At 39.1% G+C, this 19487-nt stretch carries 11 protein-coding genes; all 11 read right to left on the bottom strand.

Annotation, left to right across the window (positions count from 1 at the left end; translation table 11 throughout):
• Positions 1 to 14: 14 nt before the first annotated feature.
• Positions 15 to 2180, bottom strand: coding sequence for an amylo-alpha-1,6-glucosidase (locus FHT21_RS08460; RefSeq protein ID WP_167294253.1), 2166 nt, complete (start codon positions 2178 to 2180; stop codon positions 15 to 17).
• A gap of 118 nt (positions 2181 to 2298) precedes the next feature.
• Positions 2299 to 3888: a sodium/solute symporter gene (locus FHT21_RS08455; protein WP_167294252.1), complete on the bottom strand. Its 1590-nt coding sequence runs from the start codon at positions 3886 to 3888 to the stop codon at positions 2299 to 2301.
• Between the two features lie 160 nt (positions 3889 to 4048).
• The gene (locus tag FHT21_RS08450; protein WP_167294251.1) at positions 4049 to 5134 is read right to left on the bottom strand and encodes a Gfo/Idh/MocA family oxidoreductase; all 1086 of its coding nucleotides are present in this window, start codon (positions 5132 to 5134) and stop codon (positions 4049 to 4051) included.
• Between the two features lie 66 nt (positions 5135 to 5200).
• Positions 5201 to 7672, bottom strand: coding sequence for an L-rhamnose mutarotase (locus FHT21_RS08445; protein ID WP_243853923.1), 2472 nt, complete (start codon positions 7670 to 7672; stop codon positions 5201 to 5203).
• Between the two features lie 197 nt (positions 7673 to 7869).
• Positions 7870 to 8799 carry a TIM barrel protein gene (locus FHT21_RS08440; protein WP_167294249.1) on the bottom strand — a complete coding sequence of 310 codons (930 nt, stop codon included), beginning with the start codon at positions 8797 to 8799 and terminating at the stop codon, positions 7870 to 7872.
• 5 nt (positions 8800 to 8804) lie between these two features.
• Positions 8805 to 10343 carry an acetylxylan esterase gene (locus FHT21_RS08435; RefSeq protein ID WP_243853922.1) on the bottom strand — a complete coding sequence of 513 codons (1539 nt, stop codon included), beginning with the start codon at positions 10341 to 10343 and terminating at the stop codon, positions 8805 to 8807.
• 1 nt (position 10344) lies between these two features.
• Positions 10345 to 11481: a sialidase family protein gene (locus FHT21_RS08430; protein ID WP_167294248.1), complete on the bottom strand. Its 1137-nt coding sequence runs from the start codon at positions 11479 to 11481 to the stop codon at positions 10345 to 10347.
• Positions 11482 to 11574: 93 nt separating this feature from the next.
• Positions 11575 to 12234 carry a DUF3826 domain-containing protein gene (locus FHT21_RS08425; RefSeq protein ID WP_167294247.1) on the bottom strand — a complete coding sequence of 220 codons (660 nt, stop codon included), beginning with the start codon at positions 12232 to 12234 and terminating at the stop codon, positions 11575 to 11577.
• A gap of 148 nt (positions 12235 to 12382) precedes the next feature.
• Entirely contained in the window at positions 12383 to 15121 is a 2739-nt protein-coding gene (locus tag FHT21_RS08420) for an alpha-L-rhamnosidase (RefSeq protein ID WP_208398894.1), read from the bottom strand.
• Positions 15122 to 15203: 82 nt separating this feature from the next.
• Positions 15204 to 18017: a glycoside hydrolase family 2 TIM barrel-domain containing protein gene (locus tag FHT21_RS08415; RefSeq protein ID WP_167294246.1), complete on the bottom strand. Its 2814-nt coding sequence runs from the start codon at positions 18015 to 18017 to the stop codon at positions 15204 to 15206.
• Entirely contained in the window at positions 18017 to 19372 is a 1356-nt protein-coding gene (locus tag FHT21_RS08410; protein ID WP_243853920.1) for a sialate O-acetylesterase, read from the bottom strand. Before FHT21_RS08410 ends, FHT21_RS08415 begins: the two co-directional genes overlap by 1 nt.
• Positions 19373 to 19487 lie beyond the last annotated feature (115 nt).

Below are 19487 nucleotides of genomic sequence, written 5' to 3'. Positions count from 1 at the left end.
TTTACATTCGTAGATTATCCCGAATACTTCACATGATAATCTTTTCCCTTTTCAATCATCACTTCATAAATTCCTTTCGAAACCTCTTTTACTTTAGCACCTTTCATAACTGGTTTGGTTTTGCTTTTTATCTTTAGTTTACCTACACCTGTTGGAGAAGAAACTTTGATTTCTTTTTTACTGCAAAACACTGATATATCACCATTTGTTGTTGGTACTTTACCTTCCATCCACGCTAAGCCGCCCAAATTGGGCTCAATAGTATAGGTTTCGTAGCCTGGTGTTGTGGGTTGTACACCTAGATAATATTTTCCCAATAAATAAATCGGGCTGGCTCCCCAAGCATGACAAAGGCTTTTTCCAAACGGGCGACCGTACATAGCCAAGTGTTCGGTTCCCTTTTTATCTGGGTTGTATTCCTCCCAAAAAGAAGTTGCGCCCAATTTTAACATGCCACCCCAATAATTTTTCATTTCCTTTAATACATAAGGTTGTTCGCCCATCGCACACAATGCCTCTAGCTCGTAAAAACGCATGTATGGGGTGGTAATTTTTGCAATCTGATCGTTAAGTAACACATTCTTTTTAACGGCCAGTTTTTGTTCAGGCGTAAAATAATCAAAGAAGATCCCAAACATATTGGCATAACGGGTTACATTATCGGTTTGTTTATCATCAATACGACTGTGCACCAAAGCACTTTTGTTTTGGTTCCAGTAAAGTTCGAAAATTTTGCTTTTCAGTTCTTTTGCTTGTTTCTCATATTTCGTAATACCTTCTGTATCATTGGCTAACTTGGCACATAAAGCCATGGTTTCTAAACTCCTGGCGTATAATAACTGTTCGAAACTTACTTCACCATCTTTACTCAGTTTATCTGCCCAATCGATAAAAATCCAGTCACCAGGCATCCATTCTAACAGGCCATTTTTATTCTTTCTTCCATCGATGTAAGTCATTAGCGACTGCATCCGCGGGTAAATATCCCGTACGAACTTCTTGTCGCCGGTAAATTTATAGTAATCATAAATCCCTAAAAACCAATAAAAAGAGTAATCCATAATGGTATTGATGTGCGCCGTTACGGGATCTTTTCCACGCTGAGCCAATAAAGTCCGTTTTACAGTTGGTGCATCAAAAAACGAGTAATAGTTCATCAAATAACTTTGATAAGCATCGCCACTCCACACCCAGCGATCGCGTTTTATCCCATCGATAAAGAACTCGCGGGTATTTAAATGGAAGGTATATTTGGCCACATCGTAGATTTTGTTGAGCTCCTCATCCGAAGATTTAAAACTTCCGCGTTCTGTTACTGGTGAATACTCATATAGCATGGAAATAGAATCGACTGTTACATTTCCAGTTGTTTGACGGTTCACATATCTAAATGCTTTCGAAAGTGGCATAATGGAATCCTTTTTCACAGCCAAATCAATATCCACATAATCTAAAGTCTCACATTTATCTTCAGAATAAGCTTCTTCAGCAGATTCACCATAAAATAAACTCAATCTGCCTTTACCTTTTAAACCATGAACCTTAATGAAGCCAAAAGTTTCTTTTCCAAAATCTAATACTTCTCCCCCCTCATTCTTTTTTCTACTTACCGCGGCAATACCTTTAACAGGCAATTTAAACTGTGATGGCAATTGAGTTGGATCAGTTAAATTCCATGAGCCTGCTGAAACAAAAGTGGTTCCCGATTTATCGGAGGTTTTTCCACTCGCATCAATCCATTCTTTATCCTCGAAAGTAGTCAGCCAGGTTTCATCAGAAACCACCGTTTTACCTTGAACAAAAATCGCAGGAACATTAGCCTGGTTGTAAACCTTCAAACTTAATTTATGTTTTCCTGCAGGAATTTGAATGCTTTTTGGAAAACCGGCAATGGCCTGACCATCGATTTTAACGTTGTAAGTGCCTTCTACAAACAACTTAACCTCTTCAGATTGAGCAAGATTAAATTCTTTGTGAAAATCGACCAACACATAATGACTGTCCATTTTCCAGAAGACAGGAAAAAAAGATCCTCTTTCAGTTCTGCGGTTCTGCATCACATTGCTCATGTAAATATCGAAATCGCCCTGATACCAGATCCATGAAGCTTTCTGCGCGAAAAGTTGTGCTGCCGAGCAGGTGAAAATGGCAATGAGGATAAGTTTTTTTAAGTTTTTCATATTGCTTAGTTTTATATTTATCATCATTTCGACTGAAGCGTAGTGGAATGGAGAAATCTATGGAGTATAATTCCTATAGATTTCTCCACTAAGGTCGAAATGACGATTCTTCTATTTTTTAATGCCCATTAAAGAAAATGTAAAGTGTAACCATTACGATTGCAAGCGCTATCCACGAAATCCAGACCGATTTGGCTGGCTTTTCGATATTGGCCTGGTGTTCTTCATTAACTGTGTAAATACTTGGCGATCTATCCAGTAAAGAAATCAAAATCGCGATGATCATTAATCCTGCGAAAATGAAAAACGAAAGCATCAGGTAATGGGGCCAGAAAGTGTATTTATCCGATGGCAAAATCCAGAGATAAGTTACACCAACGCCCAAGCTTAAAATTGAGCCGATTGAAAGTGTAAAATTCACCGCTTTTCTTGTGGTTCTTTTCCAGAAAACGGTAAGTAAAAACACGACTGATAGCGGCGGCGCAATAAAGCCCAAAACCGATTGAAAAACATCGAATAAATTCAATCCTTTGATATTATCGATGGCCAAAACCACTATAACCACGAAAATACATCCTGCAACAACTGCCCATCGGCCAATGCGGATAATTTGTTTATTACTCGCCTGTGGGTTGATTTTCTTCACATAAATATCCATCGTAAAAACGGTACTTAATGAGTTTAAAGAAGATCCTATGGTACCCACCAAAACCGCAATTAGTACAACGATTACCAGTCCATTCATACCAGGCGGGAATAAATTGGTTACCATGGTCATATACGCTTCGTTCGGATCTTTTAAACCAGGAAAAAGTACATAACAAAGGATTCCTGTTCCAATAAATAACGGTAAGGAAAGGATTTTTAACCAACCAATAAAACTCACGCCTAATTGTCCTTGTTTTAAGTTTTTAGCACCCAGAACCGATTGAACCATCGATTGATCTGTACAGAAAAAGGCTACCGCTGCAACTGGATAACCTAATAAAATGGCATACCAGGGATATTTCGGGTCGCTTGCCGGCTGAATTAAATTCCAGAAATGATGTGGCGTTTTTGCATACAACGCAGAAATGCCACCAACTTTGTTCAAGCCTAAAAGCATTAAAGAAAGTGAAACGGCAATGAGTAATATCATTTGGAAAACATTGACTTTAGCAATGGCTTTTAAACCGCCGAAAAAGGTAAACAGTCCTGCAAAAGCGACCAATACGGTAACCGATTGCCACATGGGTATACCCAAAATCTGACGGACCAAAAAACCTCCAGCAAACAAACCGAGTGATAACCACGAGATTAAAATCTTAACCAGCGCATACCAGGCGAGGATATTTTGTGTAGAATCGCCATAACGGTTGCCCATAAACTCTGGCATGGTACTCACTTTGGCGGCAAGATATTTTGGGGCAAAAACAATGGCCAGTAAGAATAAAAAGATAAAAGCATACCAATCGAAATTAACTGCTACGATACCAGTACTATAGCCAATACTGGCAAAAGCCAATAACATCGACGGACCAACATTGGTACCCCACATGTTGAAGCCTATGCTGCTCCAGTTTAATGATTTATTGGCCAAAAATAAGGTCTCATCATCGTTCTTCTTTTTCGAAAAACTGGCCCGATAACCAATGATGATCAGGATAATGAGGTAAGCAATTACGATAAAGTAATCTAAACTGGTTAATCGTTCTACAATGTTTCCCATTAGGTGTATTTTGGTTAGTTTGGTTGTATTATTTGACAGTTTTTAGCCACAGATGAACACGGATAGATACAGATTTTCATGATTTTGTCACTAGTGGTTCGTGGAAACACGAACCATGGCGTATTATATTCCGTGTTTTCTGTGTCTCCGTGGCAAACAATTACAAGCCTATCGATTCCCTTGTAATATGATTTGCTTTCAAAATTTCATCAACTTTTACAGGTAAACCCGTTTCTAAAGATTGATCCATAGCCTGCAATAATGCCACAGTACCTATGCCTTCTTTTAAATCAGGGTATGCGGTAAAATTATTGTTGATGCTATCTGCAAAATAATCCAGGTAGTTTTGGTACTCACCAGCGTGATGGCTTTGTCCCTCGAAACGGAAATAGTGTTTTAAGGTCGAATCACCCCAGGTAATTATCTTTTCCTCCCCTGTTTTAGTGGTTACCGAATAACGCAATTCATGGTAATCGGCCTGGCTCGCTCCTTCTGTTCCGCGGAGAATACAGCTCATACCACTATCGCGGCTTGCGGGCTGTGTTGGGCCAGTGTAAGCACCGCTAACCCTTGCTATTCTACCATCTTTTGCTTTAAAGATAAAGTGCATGGTATCCTGATTTTTCAGCCCGGCTTTTAAACCGTTGCTACTCAACATGCCATAACCCATAACTTCTTCGATATCGGGCATGTACCATCTGATAAAATCAACAGGGTGACTTAAACCGCCATACAGCCATTTAAATGATTGTTTTAGCGACCAACCTTTTTCCAAAAACCAGCGATGATCAGCATGGTAATGACTTTCGATAGTGATCAATTCGCCGATTAGACCCTTATCAAAATCTTTCTTCTGGCGCATGGCGGGCTCAAAAAAACGAGAGCTTTGCCCTACGAAAATCTTTTTTCTTGATTTCTTTGCTAACTCCAACAGCTCATTGGCCTGAGCTAAATCATCGATAAATGGTTTGGTACACACCACATGCTTCCCATGTTCAAGCGCCAGTTTAATGTGCTCAAAATGCAGATGATCTGGCGTATAAATCGCAATCATATCGATTTTATCACTGGTTAACATATCCTCGTAATTGGTTGTCCAGTTTTGAAAATCAAATTCTAAAGCACGTTCTTCGCAAAGCTTTTTATTGGCATCGCAAATCTGGATAAGCTTAAACTTTTTGCTTGCCAATGATGCAGAAATTGTGCTTCTGCCCTCTCCTAAACCTAAAATCCCTAATCTTAACATGATATTATTTTTTAAGCGTTATTATTTTCCTCCCCCTGCCCCCTCCAAAGGGGGACAATAAGTTTTCTATTCTATCGGTTTAAAGAAAACCCAAACCTCTTCTGGTTTTGTTCCTTCTATTCCTTCCTGGTATTTTTTCATTATTGCATTCCATTCGTTTACTTTTGGATTGTTCTCAGTGGTTTTTGGATTTAGTTCATCTAAACTTTTTCCTTTAGGAATACTAATAATCAGCATTAACTGTCTATCGTTTTTAAAGATGGCCAAGCGTTGAAACTCGGCTTTACAGAATCCTTTTGAAATTTCTGGCCATTTTTCGAACTGCGTTTTATGGTAAGCCAGGTATTCTTTCTGGAGTTTTTCATCCTTCACCAAATTGGCTGATAAAATGATATTGTCCCATTCTGCTACGGGTTTATCGCCACAATTCCTTTCTCTGTTGAAATCATAAAACAGATTGTCGTACAATTTAATTTCTGCCGCACTTAAGCGTTTTAAAGTTTGCTGCAAACTCTCCACCTTTAAACTTGAAGTATAAATTACCAATCGATTTCCCCATTTATAAATTGAACCTGGCAGGAGGTTATTTTCTTTAGCAAAAGTTTTTAAGGCGCTGTTACTTGGCAGATTATCAGATTTAAAGACCAATTCGAATACAACAGATTGATCTACGGCCTGATTGGTGCCTCTTTTCGAATAATTGGCTTTCTCTTTTAATAAATATTGAAAAGGCTTTTCTAAGCCTGCACTTTGCTTGATATAATCGGCAACTTTTGGCCCGTTGCTTTCCCATAAATTGTCTGGCCCGTTGGCATTTTGAAGATACTTTTCAGTTGGTGTCCAGTTATTTTTGATGGTAAAATACGAAGAACCTTCGTCGGTATAAAGATAAAACCAATGGTCAGGCAGGTGCGAATATGGCGCTTTGTAAATGCTATCGACTACATTTTCGGTAATGAATGATCCGGGCTGAGCAGATAGTGTATAAATTCCGGCTACATCGTACATGTGTTTTCCGTAGTGATGAATCTTATTGCCGCTGATGGTATTGTTTTCCATCGCGTTTTTCGTTTTTGTCCATCCCCAGCCCATACTGATTCCAGAATAAGACACATCACTAATTTCGTTATGCAAAATTTTAATCCCCCGAACATACCCTGCACCTATGCCCACTGCCCCCCAATCTTCGTTGGTTACATTGGTAATTAGGTTATTCTCGATTTTATTGTTCGTTGAAATTTCTCTTTGATCTGTGGGATTGTAAGGCAAATGCACTTCGGTCGCCTCATCAGAGAAAATTCCGATAAGAATAGCTGAACCACCAATATCTTTGAATAAATTTCCTTTGATTTCGTTCTCAGCAGTTCCTTTTTTATAATCCAAACCTGTTGACGCCAAGTGCTCGAACTGGCAAGATTCGAAAGTAGTGTGATTGGCATAACTTACTTCAATTGCAGCAGCCGGACGACCAACCCAGGCCTGATTTTCCAGTGTAGGTTTGTCTGGTGTCCCTACTTTTTCAAGTTTATAGGCATCAAGCATGTACATGCCGGCCTGATGAGGAACATGACCTTGTTTTGAAGGCCTTAACCATGTTGAATGCTCAAATGAAATACCCTTGAAACTCACATAGGAAACAGGTTGATCAATCGTTCCTTCGATTTTAACCAGGTTTTCTAAAGCCGGAGCAATCACTTCAGCATTTAGCATATTTTCTGATGCTTTTGGCCAATAATAAAGCTTGTGATGCTGTAAATCTTCAAACCATTCTCCAGGTTCGTTCAAGAATTGAATGGCATTTGTAAGGTAAAAAGCAGAATTCCCTGTTTTGTCCGAAATCCATGGTGCTGGCCATGGATGCTCAGATTGGATTCTGCTTTCGGGCTGCATAAAAGAAAGTTCTGCAGCATTACCTATAATTTTAACAGACTTTACACGAAGATTTGCAATGGCCCACCATTGATGGATAAGCATTTCCATTCCTTTGATATTGGCTAAACTGATGTTTTTTTGAAGTGGAATTTTACAGGTTTGCTTTTTGCTGTCCCATGATAAAATCCTCCCCATTTCTTCTCCATAATAGTTTTTTGCACGAACGGCCTTATTGCCATTTACCCATAGCTGTCTGAACTGTAGATCGCTGCCATCGAAATTTGGAATATCAGCAACCCAAACTTTTCCGACAGATTCTTTTGGAAGACCAGCAATGGTGCGATTTAACTTTTTCCAGTTTTTTATTTGAATACCTCCACTCAAAATAACTTTTTCGTTAGGTGCTGAAATAATTTCTGTCGGACTATCTTTTGTGCCAGAATCTTCAGGTCGAAGAACTACGGGTTCGTGCAATTGATAAAAACCTTTGCCGATAATAATCTTGATTCCGTTTTTAACCGAACTATCGTTTAAGCGTCTCAAATCGCGGGCTTTTCTGATGGCAGAATGAAGTGTGGCCAAAGGCTTTTCCTTGGTTCCTAAATTAGCATCATTGCCATTTAAGGATACGTAAATATCTGCTGCGCTTGTTTTTAGGTGCAACAAACTTAGTATTATTAAGATTATCGAACACCTTTTTAAATTCAAGTAATTTGATGGAAAACATTTCGCTGGATTGGTCTGTGAGGACACAGACCAAGGAGAGAGAATTAAAAATGATTTAAATTGTTTGGTTCGTGGAGACACGAACCAAGGCAGCTGTATTGTTTGTAGTATTGTAGTTAAACTCATTTTTATAATCGCTATTGAGATTGCTTCGTTCCTCGCAATGACGAATCCTTACTTTGAAAAACCAATTTCAGATAGCTGGTATTGGCACTGAAATTATATTTTACATTGATGGGCTGTTTGGCATCCCGGCTTCTTTCTACAACCAACCAACCACTCCATCCCATATCATCTAAGGTTCCTTTAACTTTATTCAAATCAATTTTGGGATCGTTCTGTAACCAAACACCATCTTCATTTGTGGCATGGATCTGAACGATGTTCTTTTTGCCTAAAATTCTCAGCTCTTGGTATAAATCTCTTCCATTTTTTATGGCGTTCGAGAAATTGAAATAACTTTTAACATGCTTGCAATCAATATCTTTTAACAATTGTAATTCGCCTTTTGCATCTAAAGCACTTTCAATTCCAATTGTAATCCCCGCTTTGGAGGCCATTTTTCCGGCTACTTTTAACCTTTTTACAATAGGTTCGCGGAGTTCGGGGTTTTTAACCAAATCGCCTTGAATACCCAATGGAAGAAAGACCACTTTAATATGCATTGCTTTAGCAGTGTCCAAGCAATCCTGGATCATTTTCTGATAAGTTGGTCGCTTGGCAAATGATTGCGCATAAAAACCGGTCATCGCCAAGGAACAGAACTCCAAATTCAGTTCTTTAGCCTTATCCATATACTCCTGCCTGATTTTTGGGTCTGCCAGTTTATTGTCGAAGGTTTCCCGATCACCCAAACCACCCATATCAATTTCCAGTCCGTCAGCGCCGATTTCTTTGGCAAGCGACAAAGCACTGATTTTCTGACGCTTTAAAATCATTAAATCAATCACAGCAACTTTATAATTGCTGTTTTTCTCTATTGCCAAAAGCAATTGATCGGGCATCATTAAAGCGCCTGTTAGCAATGCCACATGACCAATAAAAGACCTTCTGTTTTGATGCTCCATATCTATTATTTGCTTGTGCTTAACGGGAATAATTTTTCCAGATTTTCAAATCCCATCACTGCATTTTTAGGTAGTCTTTCGCCTTTATCGCCAAAAACATAAAGGGCATTTTCCTTTTCGATGGTTACTTTACTTTCATCGTATTTGCCGTTTTTATCTTTAACTGCAGTACCATTTAGTTTGAAGTTTTTGATCAGGAAATCGTAAAGTGCAATGCGCTTATTAATGCCGAAATCATGTTTTTCATCTGGAAGGTGAACATTCTCCACCTTATCTTTCACACCATAATAACTGTACATTTTTTGGAGGTAAGGAAAATCGTGTTCGGGTGTGTGTGCCGTCCAGTCGCTACCATCTGACACCAATAACTGGGGCCTAGGTGCTGCCATTGCAGCCAGTTCTACATTATCAGTTCCGCCACCACATTGATGGATTGGCATTCCGCTTTCGCAAGGACAGCCACCATAAAAGTAAGATGACATCGCCACTACGGGAGCACTTAGCTTAATCCTATCATCCATAGCGGTCATTAAAATGGAATGACTTCCTGCACCAGAACCTCCACTGATGCCAATTCTGGCTGTATCGGTTTCTTTTAGCGCGCTGAAGTAGTCTAAAATCCTAATTCCTCCCAAAGTCTGAACGGTTTGCGCCAAGCTTTTGCGGTGATCTTCATATTTAAACTGGAGCATCGATTCGCCCCAGGCAAATAAGTCGTAGCTAAAGGCCATAGCGCCCATTCTGGCAATCATTGCACAGCGGATCTGGCAATCGGGTCTAAATCGTTGTTTTTCCCAGTGTCCGTCAGGACTTAAAACCAATGGGATTTTTCCTTTAAAATTTAACGGTTTATATAGTGAGCCATTAATCCAAACCCCAGGTAAAATCTCTAGTGCAATGTTTTCTACAGAATACCCGTCAAAAATTCTTTTCGCTGTGATAATGGGTTTTGAATTTGGTTTGGCAGGCAATGGCGATAACAATAAGGCTTGGTATAATTCGGGCTTTATTTGTGCCTTACGTTTTTCCCAACTGGTCTGGTCGTGGTATTTCGTTGCCAAACTATCCAGATAGGCCCAGCCATCCTGAACTTCCCAACGGTAATATTCGTATTCTTTTAATTTGTAAACACCAGGCCTTTCTTTGTTTACTTTCATATCCAAAGGGGCAAGCACATTCGATATTGTTTCATCAACGTTTGCACGAAAGCGCCATTCTGCATAGTTCACAAATTTGTCTTTTACCTGTGGTTCGGAGTATTTGATTTGCACCTTGAAGCGTGTTTGGATCTCTTTAAGTACTTCGGCTAGAGGCTTTTTATAGAGGTTATCTGTATTTTGGGTTTGGGCGGAGAGATTATTTACAGCCGATATATAGGCAATAAATAATATGGCAAAATATCTAAGCACCCTGCCTGTCATTGCGAGTGTTGATTTTTCATCTGCCAAAGCAATCTTTCTTGACAGGATAGATTGCCGCGTCGTGCCTTCTCGCAATGACGATCGCCAAAATCTCGAAATGACGTATCTAGTTAAATCTATCATCTTAACCCTCCTCATTTTTAGTTTCAGTAATAACCGGTGCAGTATAACCTTTCAGTTTTGGCCAAACACCATTTACAATTTTCTTTAATTTTAGCTTTGAAGGATCAACCACAACATGTTTAATTTTCTCTCTTCTCCAGGTATAAATGAAGTGTAACATACCGTCAGCTGTTTGAATTACTGCGGGATAAGAATATTGGCTGATGGGTGAATCTTCCAAAATTAATGCGGCTGACCATTCTTTTCCGTCTTTTGAAACCGAAACATTTAATGGGGTACGTGGTCCTTTGGCTAAATCACCTGGAGGCAAAACATGGTTGTAAACGAATACTTGGCGGCCATCTTTCATGGTTACTGCATCTGTACCGGAGTTGTTATTTGGTAATGATGTTTTGGTTAAGGCCGACCAGGTTTCGCCGTTATCTTTAGACCAGGATTCTACAATAGCTCGATTTGCTGTTCTGGCCAAAATCTGCAATTTTCCATTGCCATGTTGTAAAATGCTCGGTTGAATGGCTTTGATTCCATTTTCGGGTAATGGGCCTACGGTTCTCCATGTCTTACCATTATCCTTGGTTACCTCGAAGTGAATTTTCCAACCATCGCCTTCTTTACTTGATGGTGCAAAAAGGTTTCCATTGCTTAACAAAACAGGTTTATTTTTTACAGGGCCGATATAACCATCTGGTAATTTTGTAGCATCCGACCAGGTTTTACCGCCATCTTTTGAGGTTCTCATCATGCCCCACCATTCTGATGGTTTTGGACCGATTTTGTAAAACAACAGTAAATCTCCGTCGGGCACCTGATATAAAACCGGATTCCAGGTGGGTAATCTTTTACCATCAGGCTGGATACCATTAGCAGCCGAAACCGGTGCCAGCCATTTTCCATCCACAAAACGACTGATGTAGATTTCTACGTCTGGATTTCGTTCTTTGGTTCCTCCAAAAAACGAGGCCACTAAACCTGTTGGTGTTTCTGCTATTGTTGCAGAGTGACACGATGGGAATGGTGCTTTATCGTAAAGAAATTCTTGTTTTACGATTCCAGTTTGCCATTTTCCGACCTGAGCATTGGCACAAATGGTGGTTGCGAAAACAAGGCCTAGTGTGATGTATATTTTTTTAAACTTCATGCTTTTTTCTCTTTGAGGTTGATTACACAGATTAATTGATTTCACAGATTTATTTTATGCACCTGCAACTGAAAACTCCCAACTGTTAACTGCCTACTGCTTAGATGCTTTCTCCTCTTTTATTTTTTTGGTATACGCACTGTAAAGTGCTCTCCAACTGCGACCATTGTTATTGAGCATCTGCTCAGATTTCGTTTTGTAAATCTCGAAAATGGCTGAAATCTGCTTCATGTTTTTATAATCAACAGCTTGCTCCCTGGCTTGCTTCAAAAAAGCCAAAATCTTGGCTTCCTCATCGGCGGTTAAATCAGGAACAATTGCTTTGTAACCTTTCATCGTGAAATCAACCTTTCCGATAGTGTATTTATCTAAAATGGTTTCTACCTGCTCTGGTGTTAAATTCTTTTTCAATCCATCCATAAGCAATTGATGAACGGTTGACGGCATAGCAGAATCAGCGATGATCTGTTTATCTAAATCACTTAGTTTATTGCCTGTAACAGGGTTTATTCCGTCAGGAACGGTTGATGATGGGTGGTCGTTATGCCAATCTCTAATGGTTGTTAAATGAACTGCAATTACATTTTCGACAGCAGATTTTTTTGTTGCGTCGCTTAAATTTAATGCAGAAGTCCATTCTTTTGCCTTTGTCAGGATTTCTTCTGGTACAACAATATCTTTGGTTTGACTGAATGCATTTACTGTGGTTAGCAGTAATGTTAGCAACATCAATGGGTTTAAAAATTTTCTCATAATTTAATATTGTTATATACTCAATTTCATTTTTTAGTTTCCGTCATTGCGAGGCACGAAGCAATCCTAAAGCCCTAGCTACCGTTGTAAGATTGCTTCTTGCCTCGCAATGACGATGGCACTCCATGGTTCGTGTCCTCACGAATCATTACTTTTTCTCCACTACAAAAGCATAATCGCCAGAACCAAGTTCATAAACAGCGCTGTTATGCTCCATTTTTACAAATTTTAAATCCTTTATTGACTTGTTTTTTTCTGAAACTTCATTTTTATTATTTGCAGGAATATAAACCAATGCCGTTGTATTTGCTGGGATGGTAATGTTCCAGTTAAACTGATTAGCCGTTTTGCTATAACTGCTTTTGATTAACCCATAAATCGAATTGTAACTTGCATTTACCGAGTTTAAACCATTAATCATTTCAGGTTTCATGGTGATTTTTTTAAAAGCAGCCTCCTCCGATTTTATACCAGCCAGATTTTCGTAATACCAGATCAGCAAATCGCCTAGCATCATCACATGGTTCTGCGAATTCATTTTCGGGTCAGCCGTATTGCCATTCCATAATTCCCATATCGTTGTTGCACCATTATCAAGCATATAGCCCCAGCTAGGATAAGATTTTTGCGTAGCCACAGTATAAGCTAAATCTGGTCGGCCATAATCGTTTAAGCAGCGCATTAACCACTGAATACCCACTAAACCATTACTTAAATGGCCTTTATTTGTCACTTCAACAGTATATGTAATATTCTTAAAAACCTGATCTATTTTGTTCTGCGGCACCATCCCGAAATAAAGTGGAATGATGTTATCCGTTAGGGCATTAGAAGTATAATAACCTTTATCGTTATAATATTTCTGATTAAAAGCTTCCTTAATTTTATTCCCCAAAAGTTCATATGCTTTTACATCTTCATCGTTGCCGCTTACCTTAGCGAATGATATCATCAACTGTGTAAAGTGATAATAATAAGCCGTCGAAATTAATTCAGAAGGATACTTTTTGTCTGCACTTTTACCCCGGCCAAATTCGATGGTAATGGGTGGCATACACCAATCGCCGTAACTATCTTTATTTAAAATATAATCTTTCATGTAGCGGTCTTGCATATAAGCTAACCACTTTTTCATTGCCGGATAATTATCGCGAACGGCAGAAACATCGCCGGTTTGTTTGTAAAGCATTTCGGTCACCAAAAGCATTGCTCCTGGCCAGGTCATGTTATCGCTGTAATACCTCCAGAAAGCAGGTGCCACATCAGGAATGGCGCCATCCTCTTTCTGCGAATTTCTGATGTCCTGTAACCATTTCGCATAAAATCTGCCGTTATCAAAAAGAAAACTTTCTCCGTAAGCAACAGCGCCCCTATCGCCAAGCCAAGGCATCCGCTCGTTGCGTTGAGGGCAATCAACCGGAATCCCCTTATAACTTCCCGCAATGCCCCACCAGGCATTTTTGAAGATCTGATTGGTTAAAGCATCTGAAGTTTGGAAAGTTCCAACCGTTTTAATGTTATCATAAATCATTTTGCCAAGAAAATCATTCACCGATGGTTGGTAAGTATACCCTGAAAGTTCTACGTATCTAAATCCGCGGTAAGCAAAAGTAGGCTCCCAGATTTCTAATTCTCCTCCTTTTAAAGTGTATAAATCGGTACATTTCGCATTTCGAAGATTAGCCGTAAAAAGTTCGCCATTATTTTGAAGTGATTCTGCAAAACGCATTTTGATTTGTTTGCCCTTTACGCCTTTTACCTTGATCTGCAGCCAGCCCACCATGTTTTGACCCATATCTAAAATATACCGGGCACCAGAAAGTTTAGTAATTGAAACGGGCTTTATTGTATTCATTACTTTCATGTTTTCATTCATCTGGGCTTCAATGGTTCCTGTTGGTTCTTGTACAAATTCTGCTTTTGCCCATTTGCTATCGTCAAAACCTACCTTATTCCAGCCTGCTGCTTCTTTGGTTGCATCGTATTCTTCCCCATCATATTCGTTATTGGTTCTGATTGGTCCATCTGTTGTGCCTTTCCAGCTATCGTCAGTATCAATATTTGCTGTTGTTCCGTCGGTGTAAACGATGTTGATGTTCATCAGCATTTTCGGAAAACCAAATGTTTTAATTTTATAAGGTTTTTCATTTTGGCGCATAGCGAAGAAACGGCCATTTCCGAGTATCGTACCAACTGCATTTTTACCGTTCTGAAGGTAACTGCTTACATCGTAGGTGTTATACTTTACGTTCTTAGTATAATCTGTAGGCGATGGAGATAAAACATCATTTCCAACTTTTTTACCGTTGATAAACAGTTCGTACAAACCTAAACCAACGATTGATGCCGTGGCAGACTTGATTTCTTTCGTACTCTGAAACTCCTTTCTGAAATACCGGGCTGATAAACGCGAATCGGTTTTAATGTTATCCCATGGGAAAGCTCGGTCGAAACCTATCCAGCCTTTCGGCCAATCTTTGTAGTACAACAAACCCATAGAAAAATAGTTGTTAGCAGACCATTCGCTTTGCCCAACATTGGTCCACACTTTAACTTTCCAATAGGCTTTCATCCTGCTTTTAAGCACTTTTCCGTTGTAAGCTATATGAATAGATTCTTGGGAGTTGATCTTTCCTGAATCCCATAAATCGCCCTCATTAGCATTTAATTTCTCAGGCGAAGAAGATACCAAAATCTGGTAGGCCGTTTGCATTACATTTCTTTCATTTGAGATGATATGCCATGCCAATCGAGGTTTCAAAACATCAATACCCAAAGGATTCTCGAGCATTTCGCAGGTGGTGTTTTGCAACGAGACCTGCGCCATCACTTTTGAAAAGGATAGGAACCAAATGCTGATGATCGCTATGTAGATTTTAATGTTCATTCTATTTTCTTTAAAGATCAATTCGTCATTGCGCGAGCTGAAGCAATCTTTTTTGCTAAGGTTATTGTTTTCTATAATTCCTTTATTGAGATTGCTTCGTCGTGCCTCCTCGCAATGACGATGTATTGGTTGAAAAATCAAAATACAAGGTCATATTCAATGCCCTGCTTGGATCTTTATCAAAATCATAATAAATATTCTTCATTCCCATTGGTCCGGTTGTTTCTGGTTTTTGTGTTTTTGTGCCAATTGCCGAAATTGCGTTCATAAATGAAATATCACCATTTGGAAATGTCGGACTCATATTATCATATTCTGTATCTTTCGATTTTTTCGGTGTAAATAGTCTTAAAAACACATCTTCTCGATCTGTAACTACCTTAAACGATTGCTGTTTGCCAATAAACTCACACCAATACAAGTTTGAATAATAACCTTTAAATTCAGGGTACTGCCAAGGTGTTTCACCGGTTGCCGAATTGTTATAATCCTTTTTCCAGATGCCAAATTGGGTGCCTTTTATTCGGTTTTTCCAAACGCGGTATGGTCCGTTTCCCTTATATTCAACTGCTTTAATTTCTGATTCAGGATAAGAAAAGTTCAATCCTACGAAAGTGGTAAAGTAATCTGATGGAAAATATTCCACTTCCATTTTTAACCAGCCTGATGGGTAAATCGTCCATTGTAAAGTATTCCAACTTTCTTTTTTGTCAAATTTGGATGAAATCACTAAATTTTCACCATCCATTTTTTGAGTGAAGTTTTTAAAATTATTTACCCCCTCCTGTAAAATGGGGCCATTTGAAAACGGAATGATACCTTTGGTATTTTTTGCCTGCTGCAACAAACCTGATGTTTTATCGAAAGTTAAATTTATGCCATTAGCAGACACCTGATAAACTTTCGCATCCTCTTTAATATTTACCTTTGAAGAACCTTTTTGTACAACAATTTTCTCTGCATCATCTTTAGGCAGTGTTATCGGGAAACTCCAGGTAAACAATTCCTTGCCATCGGGTGCATTAGCAGTGAGGTAAAGTGCATCAAAGCTCCTCCAGTCGCCTGGAAGATTAACTTGTAATTTTCCTTTTTCGAAGGGTTTAATGTTTGGAGCATCGGCTTTACCTAATTTGAATGCTGCATCTGTTCCTTCTTTTAATTTCTTTAATTTCCAATTGAATGTACATTGATTGAGATTGGTAAATGCATAACGGTTTTCTAATGTAAACGAACCATTAAAACCAGCTGTCATTTCTCTTTTCTCAACAAAAACAGGGCACCAGACTTCTTTAATGGTAAAAAAACTACCTTCTTTTTCGTGGTAAGGTCCAACAATTCCATCAGGGCCATGATTTCCATCGGTATCTAATTCGCCATTTTTATCGGTACGCACCACAGCCTGATCGGCAAAATCCCATAAGAAACCACCAGCAGAAAGTGGATTGTTCCACATGGCATTCCAATAATCTTCAATACCTGCGCCATGACCGCCATCCCACATGCCATGCAAAAATTCAGTAGGCATTAAGATATTATGACCATGATCGTAATTGCCAATCCCGTAGTTAAATTCGCGGTAATGAGTGGTTTCGAAACCTCCAAAAACTTCCCAAGGGTGGATTAAAGGCCTTTTTTGTATATCTTCTTCAGCAAAAAGATGATCAAGTTCGCGGTTATGTCCGCCTTCATTGCCATTTGCCCAAAATATAATCGATGGATGATTTTCATCATTCAGCATCATTTCCTTCATCAACTTTGTTCCTGTAGGCGTATCATAAGTGCCATGCCAGCCGGCCAGTTCATCCATAACGAATAAACCGAGCGAATCGCAAACATCAAGAAAATGGCTGTCTGGTGGATAATGCGACATCCGAACGGCATTCATGTTCATTTCTTTCATTAACAGCACATCAGCAATACTGATTTTTTTACTCGTTGTTCTGCCTGAGGATGGATAAAAAGAGTGACGGTTTACACCTTTGAACTTCATTTTCACCCCGTTAACATAAACCCCGTCACGCTCGCGTACTTCTACCGTTCTGAAACCTATCTTTTTAGAAAGCTGATGGATTTCTTTGCCATTTTTAACTAAAGTGAATGTTGCAGTGTAAAGATTTGGAAATTCTGACGACCACAATTCCGGATTAGAAAACTGATGGCTAAGCATTATACTTTGTGTTCCTTTCTTTATTGAAGTGGTAAATCGATCTCCAAAGCGCTTTCCGTCTTTCGTAAAAACTTCTACTTCAACTTTATCGGCATCGCCTGTGTAAGCAAGTTTGGCATCGAAATTTCCGTTAGCTTTGGCATCGATCTGAATTCTATCGATAAGTGTTAAAGGCAAAGATTCAAGATAAACTGGTCTGAAAATGCCACCAAAAATCCAGAAATCGGCCTTTCGTTCAGCCTCGTTAACGGATTGATTAGCTGAATGTTTGGATACTTTTACCTCAAGTAAATTATCACTACCAAGTTTTACCAATTTAGAAATATCGTATCTAAACACATAAAACGAACCTTGATGTGTTTCTCCGGCAGATTTACCATTGATTTTAACCTCGGTATCTGTCATCGATCCCTCGAAAACAACATTGATTTTTCGATTTTTCCAATCTGTAGGAACCTTAAATGTATACTTATAAAGCCCTTGTTCTTTGCCTTTATTTTCCTCTTTGTTGAAACCGTAATTATATTTTCCAAAACCTTGTAATTCCCAGTTTGATGGCACGGGGATGGTGGTCCATTTGCCCGAATTTGCTCCAGCTGTACAGAAGAAATCCCAGTTAACAGTGTTATCGTTCCCTGTACCTGATAGGTATAATTTCTCCGTTTGCTGTGCTTTTAGGGAGCAAAAAATGGTTGTTAAACACAAGAAAAGTATAAATCTGCGTTTCATTAATTGGTTTTAAATAATTTGATTAATGGATTGTCTGTTCTGAAAGGCAATGCTGGCAAACCGTAACAGTTAAAATTTCCTATTGGATTTTCTGTCCAGTTATAGCGAACCGCAGTTGGTTCGACAATTTCTTTTGAAGAAACCACCACTTTATCGTCTTTTACGATAGCTTCAGCATTTACGAATTTACCGTCTTTCCCCGCGATTGCAAATCCTAAAAAAGGTTTATTGTTTAATTCCAGGTATGTAAAATGCATCAATGCTTTTCCGTTTTTAAAGGATACAGACTGGTAAATCGGCCCAGAAAAAGGTATATCTTTGTTGTATGTTTTTGCTAGCGCCAAAAGCGATAATCTTCTACCTACTTCCCACTTGTATGTTGGATGCAGATCTTCGTTCGAATCAGTTAAATCGCTTGTAGAGATCATTCCGGTGTTTGGCAAGCGCAGCAACAGTGTTTGTGCTTCCCAAAATTCGGGTTCGGTATTTTCATCAACAGGCACTTTGCCTTTGGTTTTAGAATAATTGAAAGGCGCAATCTGAACATAATAAAACGGCAGATCCTTTTCTTTCCAGGCTATTCTCCAACTATTGATCAATACTTTCATTTTATAGGCATAGCTGATTTTCTCGTTCAGAAAACAATTGGTTTCACCTTGATACCAAAGAAATCCGCGGATTTTAAATGGTGTTAAAGGTTCGATCATGGTCGGATAAAATTTACCCGGATCATTATTTACTTTTTGGTTTTTGAAGTAATCCTCCTGCGCAAATGCATTTTCTGAAATCCACGGTTCAATGGCGCTGCCTGGAATCGCCGAAGAGATCATGCCTACAGGAATACCTAATTTTTCCTGAATTTCTTTCGCAAAGAAATAACCAACAGCAGAAAAAGCACGTAATGCCGAATCTTGGGCTACCGACCAGCTTTTGTGGATCGAATCGGGTTTGTTTAATGTTTTACGATTAACCAGGAAAATCCTGATCTGATTATTGTGTGCTTTGGCTACTTCATCAGATGGAAAACCAAAGTGCTCATTTTTCGGCTTGGGGATTTTAGCCAGTTTGCGCATCGCATATTCCATATTGGATTGACCTGAACACACCCAAACCTCGCCTACTAGGATATTGGTAAGTTCGATCTTATTTGAACCGCTGATAGTCATTGTTTGAGATTTCGAAGATGTTTTGAGTGGAGCTAAAACAATAAGCCAGTTTCCATTTTTATCGGTTATCGTCTGTTTTTTTTGTCCAGCAAAAGTGACTTCGACTTTTTCATCCGGAGATGCAAAACCCCAGATATTAATGGGTTTATCCCGTTGTAAAACCATATTGCTCGATAAGATTTGAGGCAAGAGGATTTTTGCGTTGGCGGAGAAGGAGAATAAAGCAAGAATGGCTATGAGTAAGAAAGATTGCCACGTCGTGCCTCTCCGAGAAATCGGAGCAGGCACTCGCAATGACGATGAG

Source organism: Pedobacter sp. SG908 (genome assembly GCF_011759615.1).
Classification (GTDB): domain Bacteria; phylum Bacteroidota; class Bacteroidia; order Sphingobacteriales; family Sphingobacteriaceae; genus Pedobacter; species Pedobacter riviphilus.
The sequence above is the reverse complement of the archived record's forward strand: the minus strand, read 5'-3'. Positions and strand labels throughout refer to the sequence as shown.

Coding starts and splice junctions, on each gene's coding strand:
- FHT21_RS08460 (WP_167294253.1), bottom strand. CDS start 2,180: ATGAAAAACTTAAAAAAACTTATCCTCATTGCCATTTTCACCTGCTCG.
- FHT21_RS08435 (WP_243853922.1), bottom strand. CDS start 10,343: ATGATAGATTTAACTAGATACGTCATTTCGAGATTTTGGCGATCGTCA.
- FHT21_RS08440 (WP_167294249.1), bottom strand. CDS start 8,799: ATGGAGCATCAAAACAGAAGGTCTTTTATTGGTCATGTGGCATTGCTA.
- FHT21_RS08420 (WP_208398894.1), bottom strand. CDS start 15,121: ATGAACATTAAAATCTACATAGCGATCATCAGCATTTGGTTCCTATCC.
- FHT21_RS08430 (WP_167294248.1), bottom strand. CDS start 11,481: ATGAAGTTTAAAAAAATATACATCACACTAGGCCTTGTTTTCGCAACC.
- FHT21_RS08415 (WP_167294246.1), bottom strand. CDS start 18,017: ATGAAACGCAGATTTATACTTTTCTTGTGTTTAACAACCATTTTTTGC.
- FHT21_RS08425 (WP_167294247.1), bottom strand. CDS start 12,234: ATGAGAAAATTTTTAAACCCATTGATGTTGCTAACATTACTGCTAACC.
- FHT21_RS08455 (WP_167294252.1), bottom strand. CDS start 3,888: ATGGGAAACATTGTAGAACGATTAACCAGTTTAGATTACTTTATCGTA.
- FHT21_RS08450 (WP_167294251.1), bottom strand. CDS start 5,134: ATGTTAAGATTAGGGATTTTAGGTTTAGGAGAGGGCAGAAGCACAATT.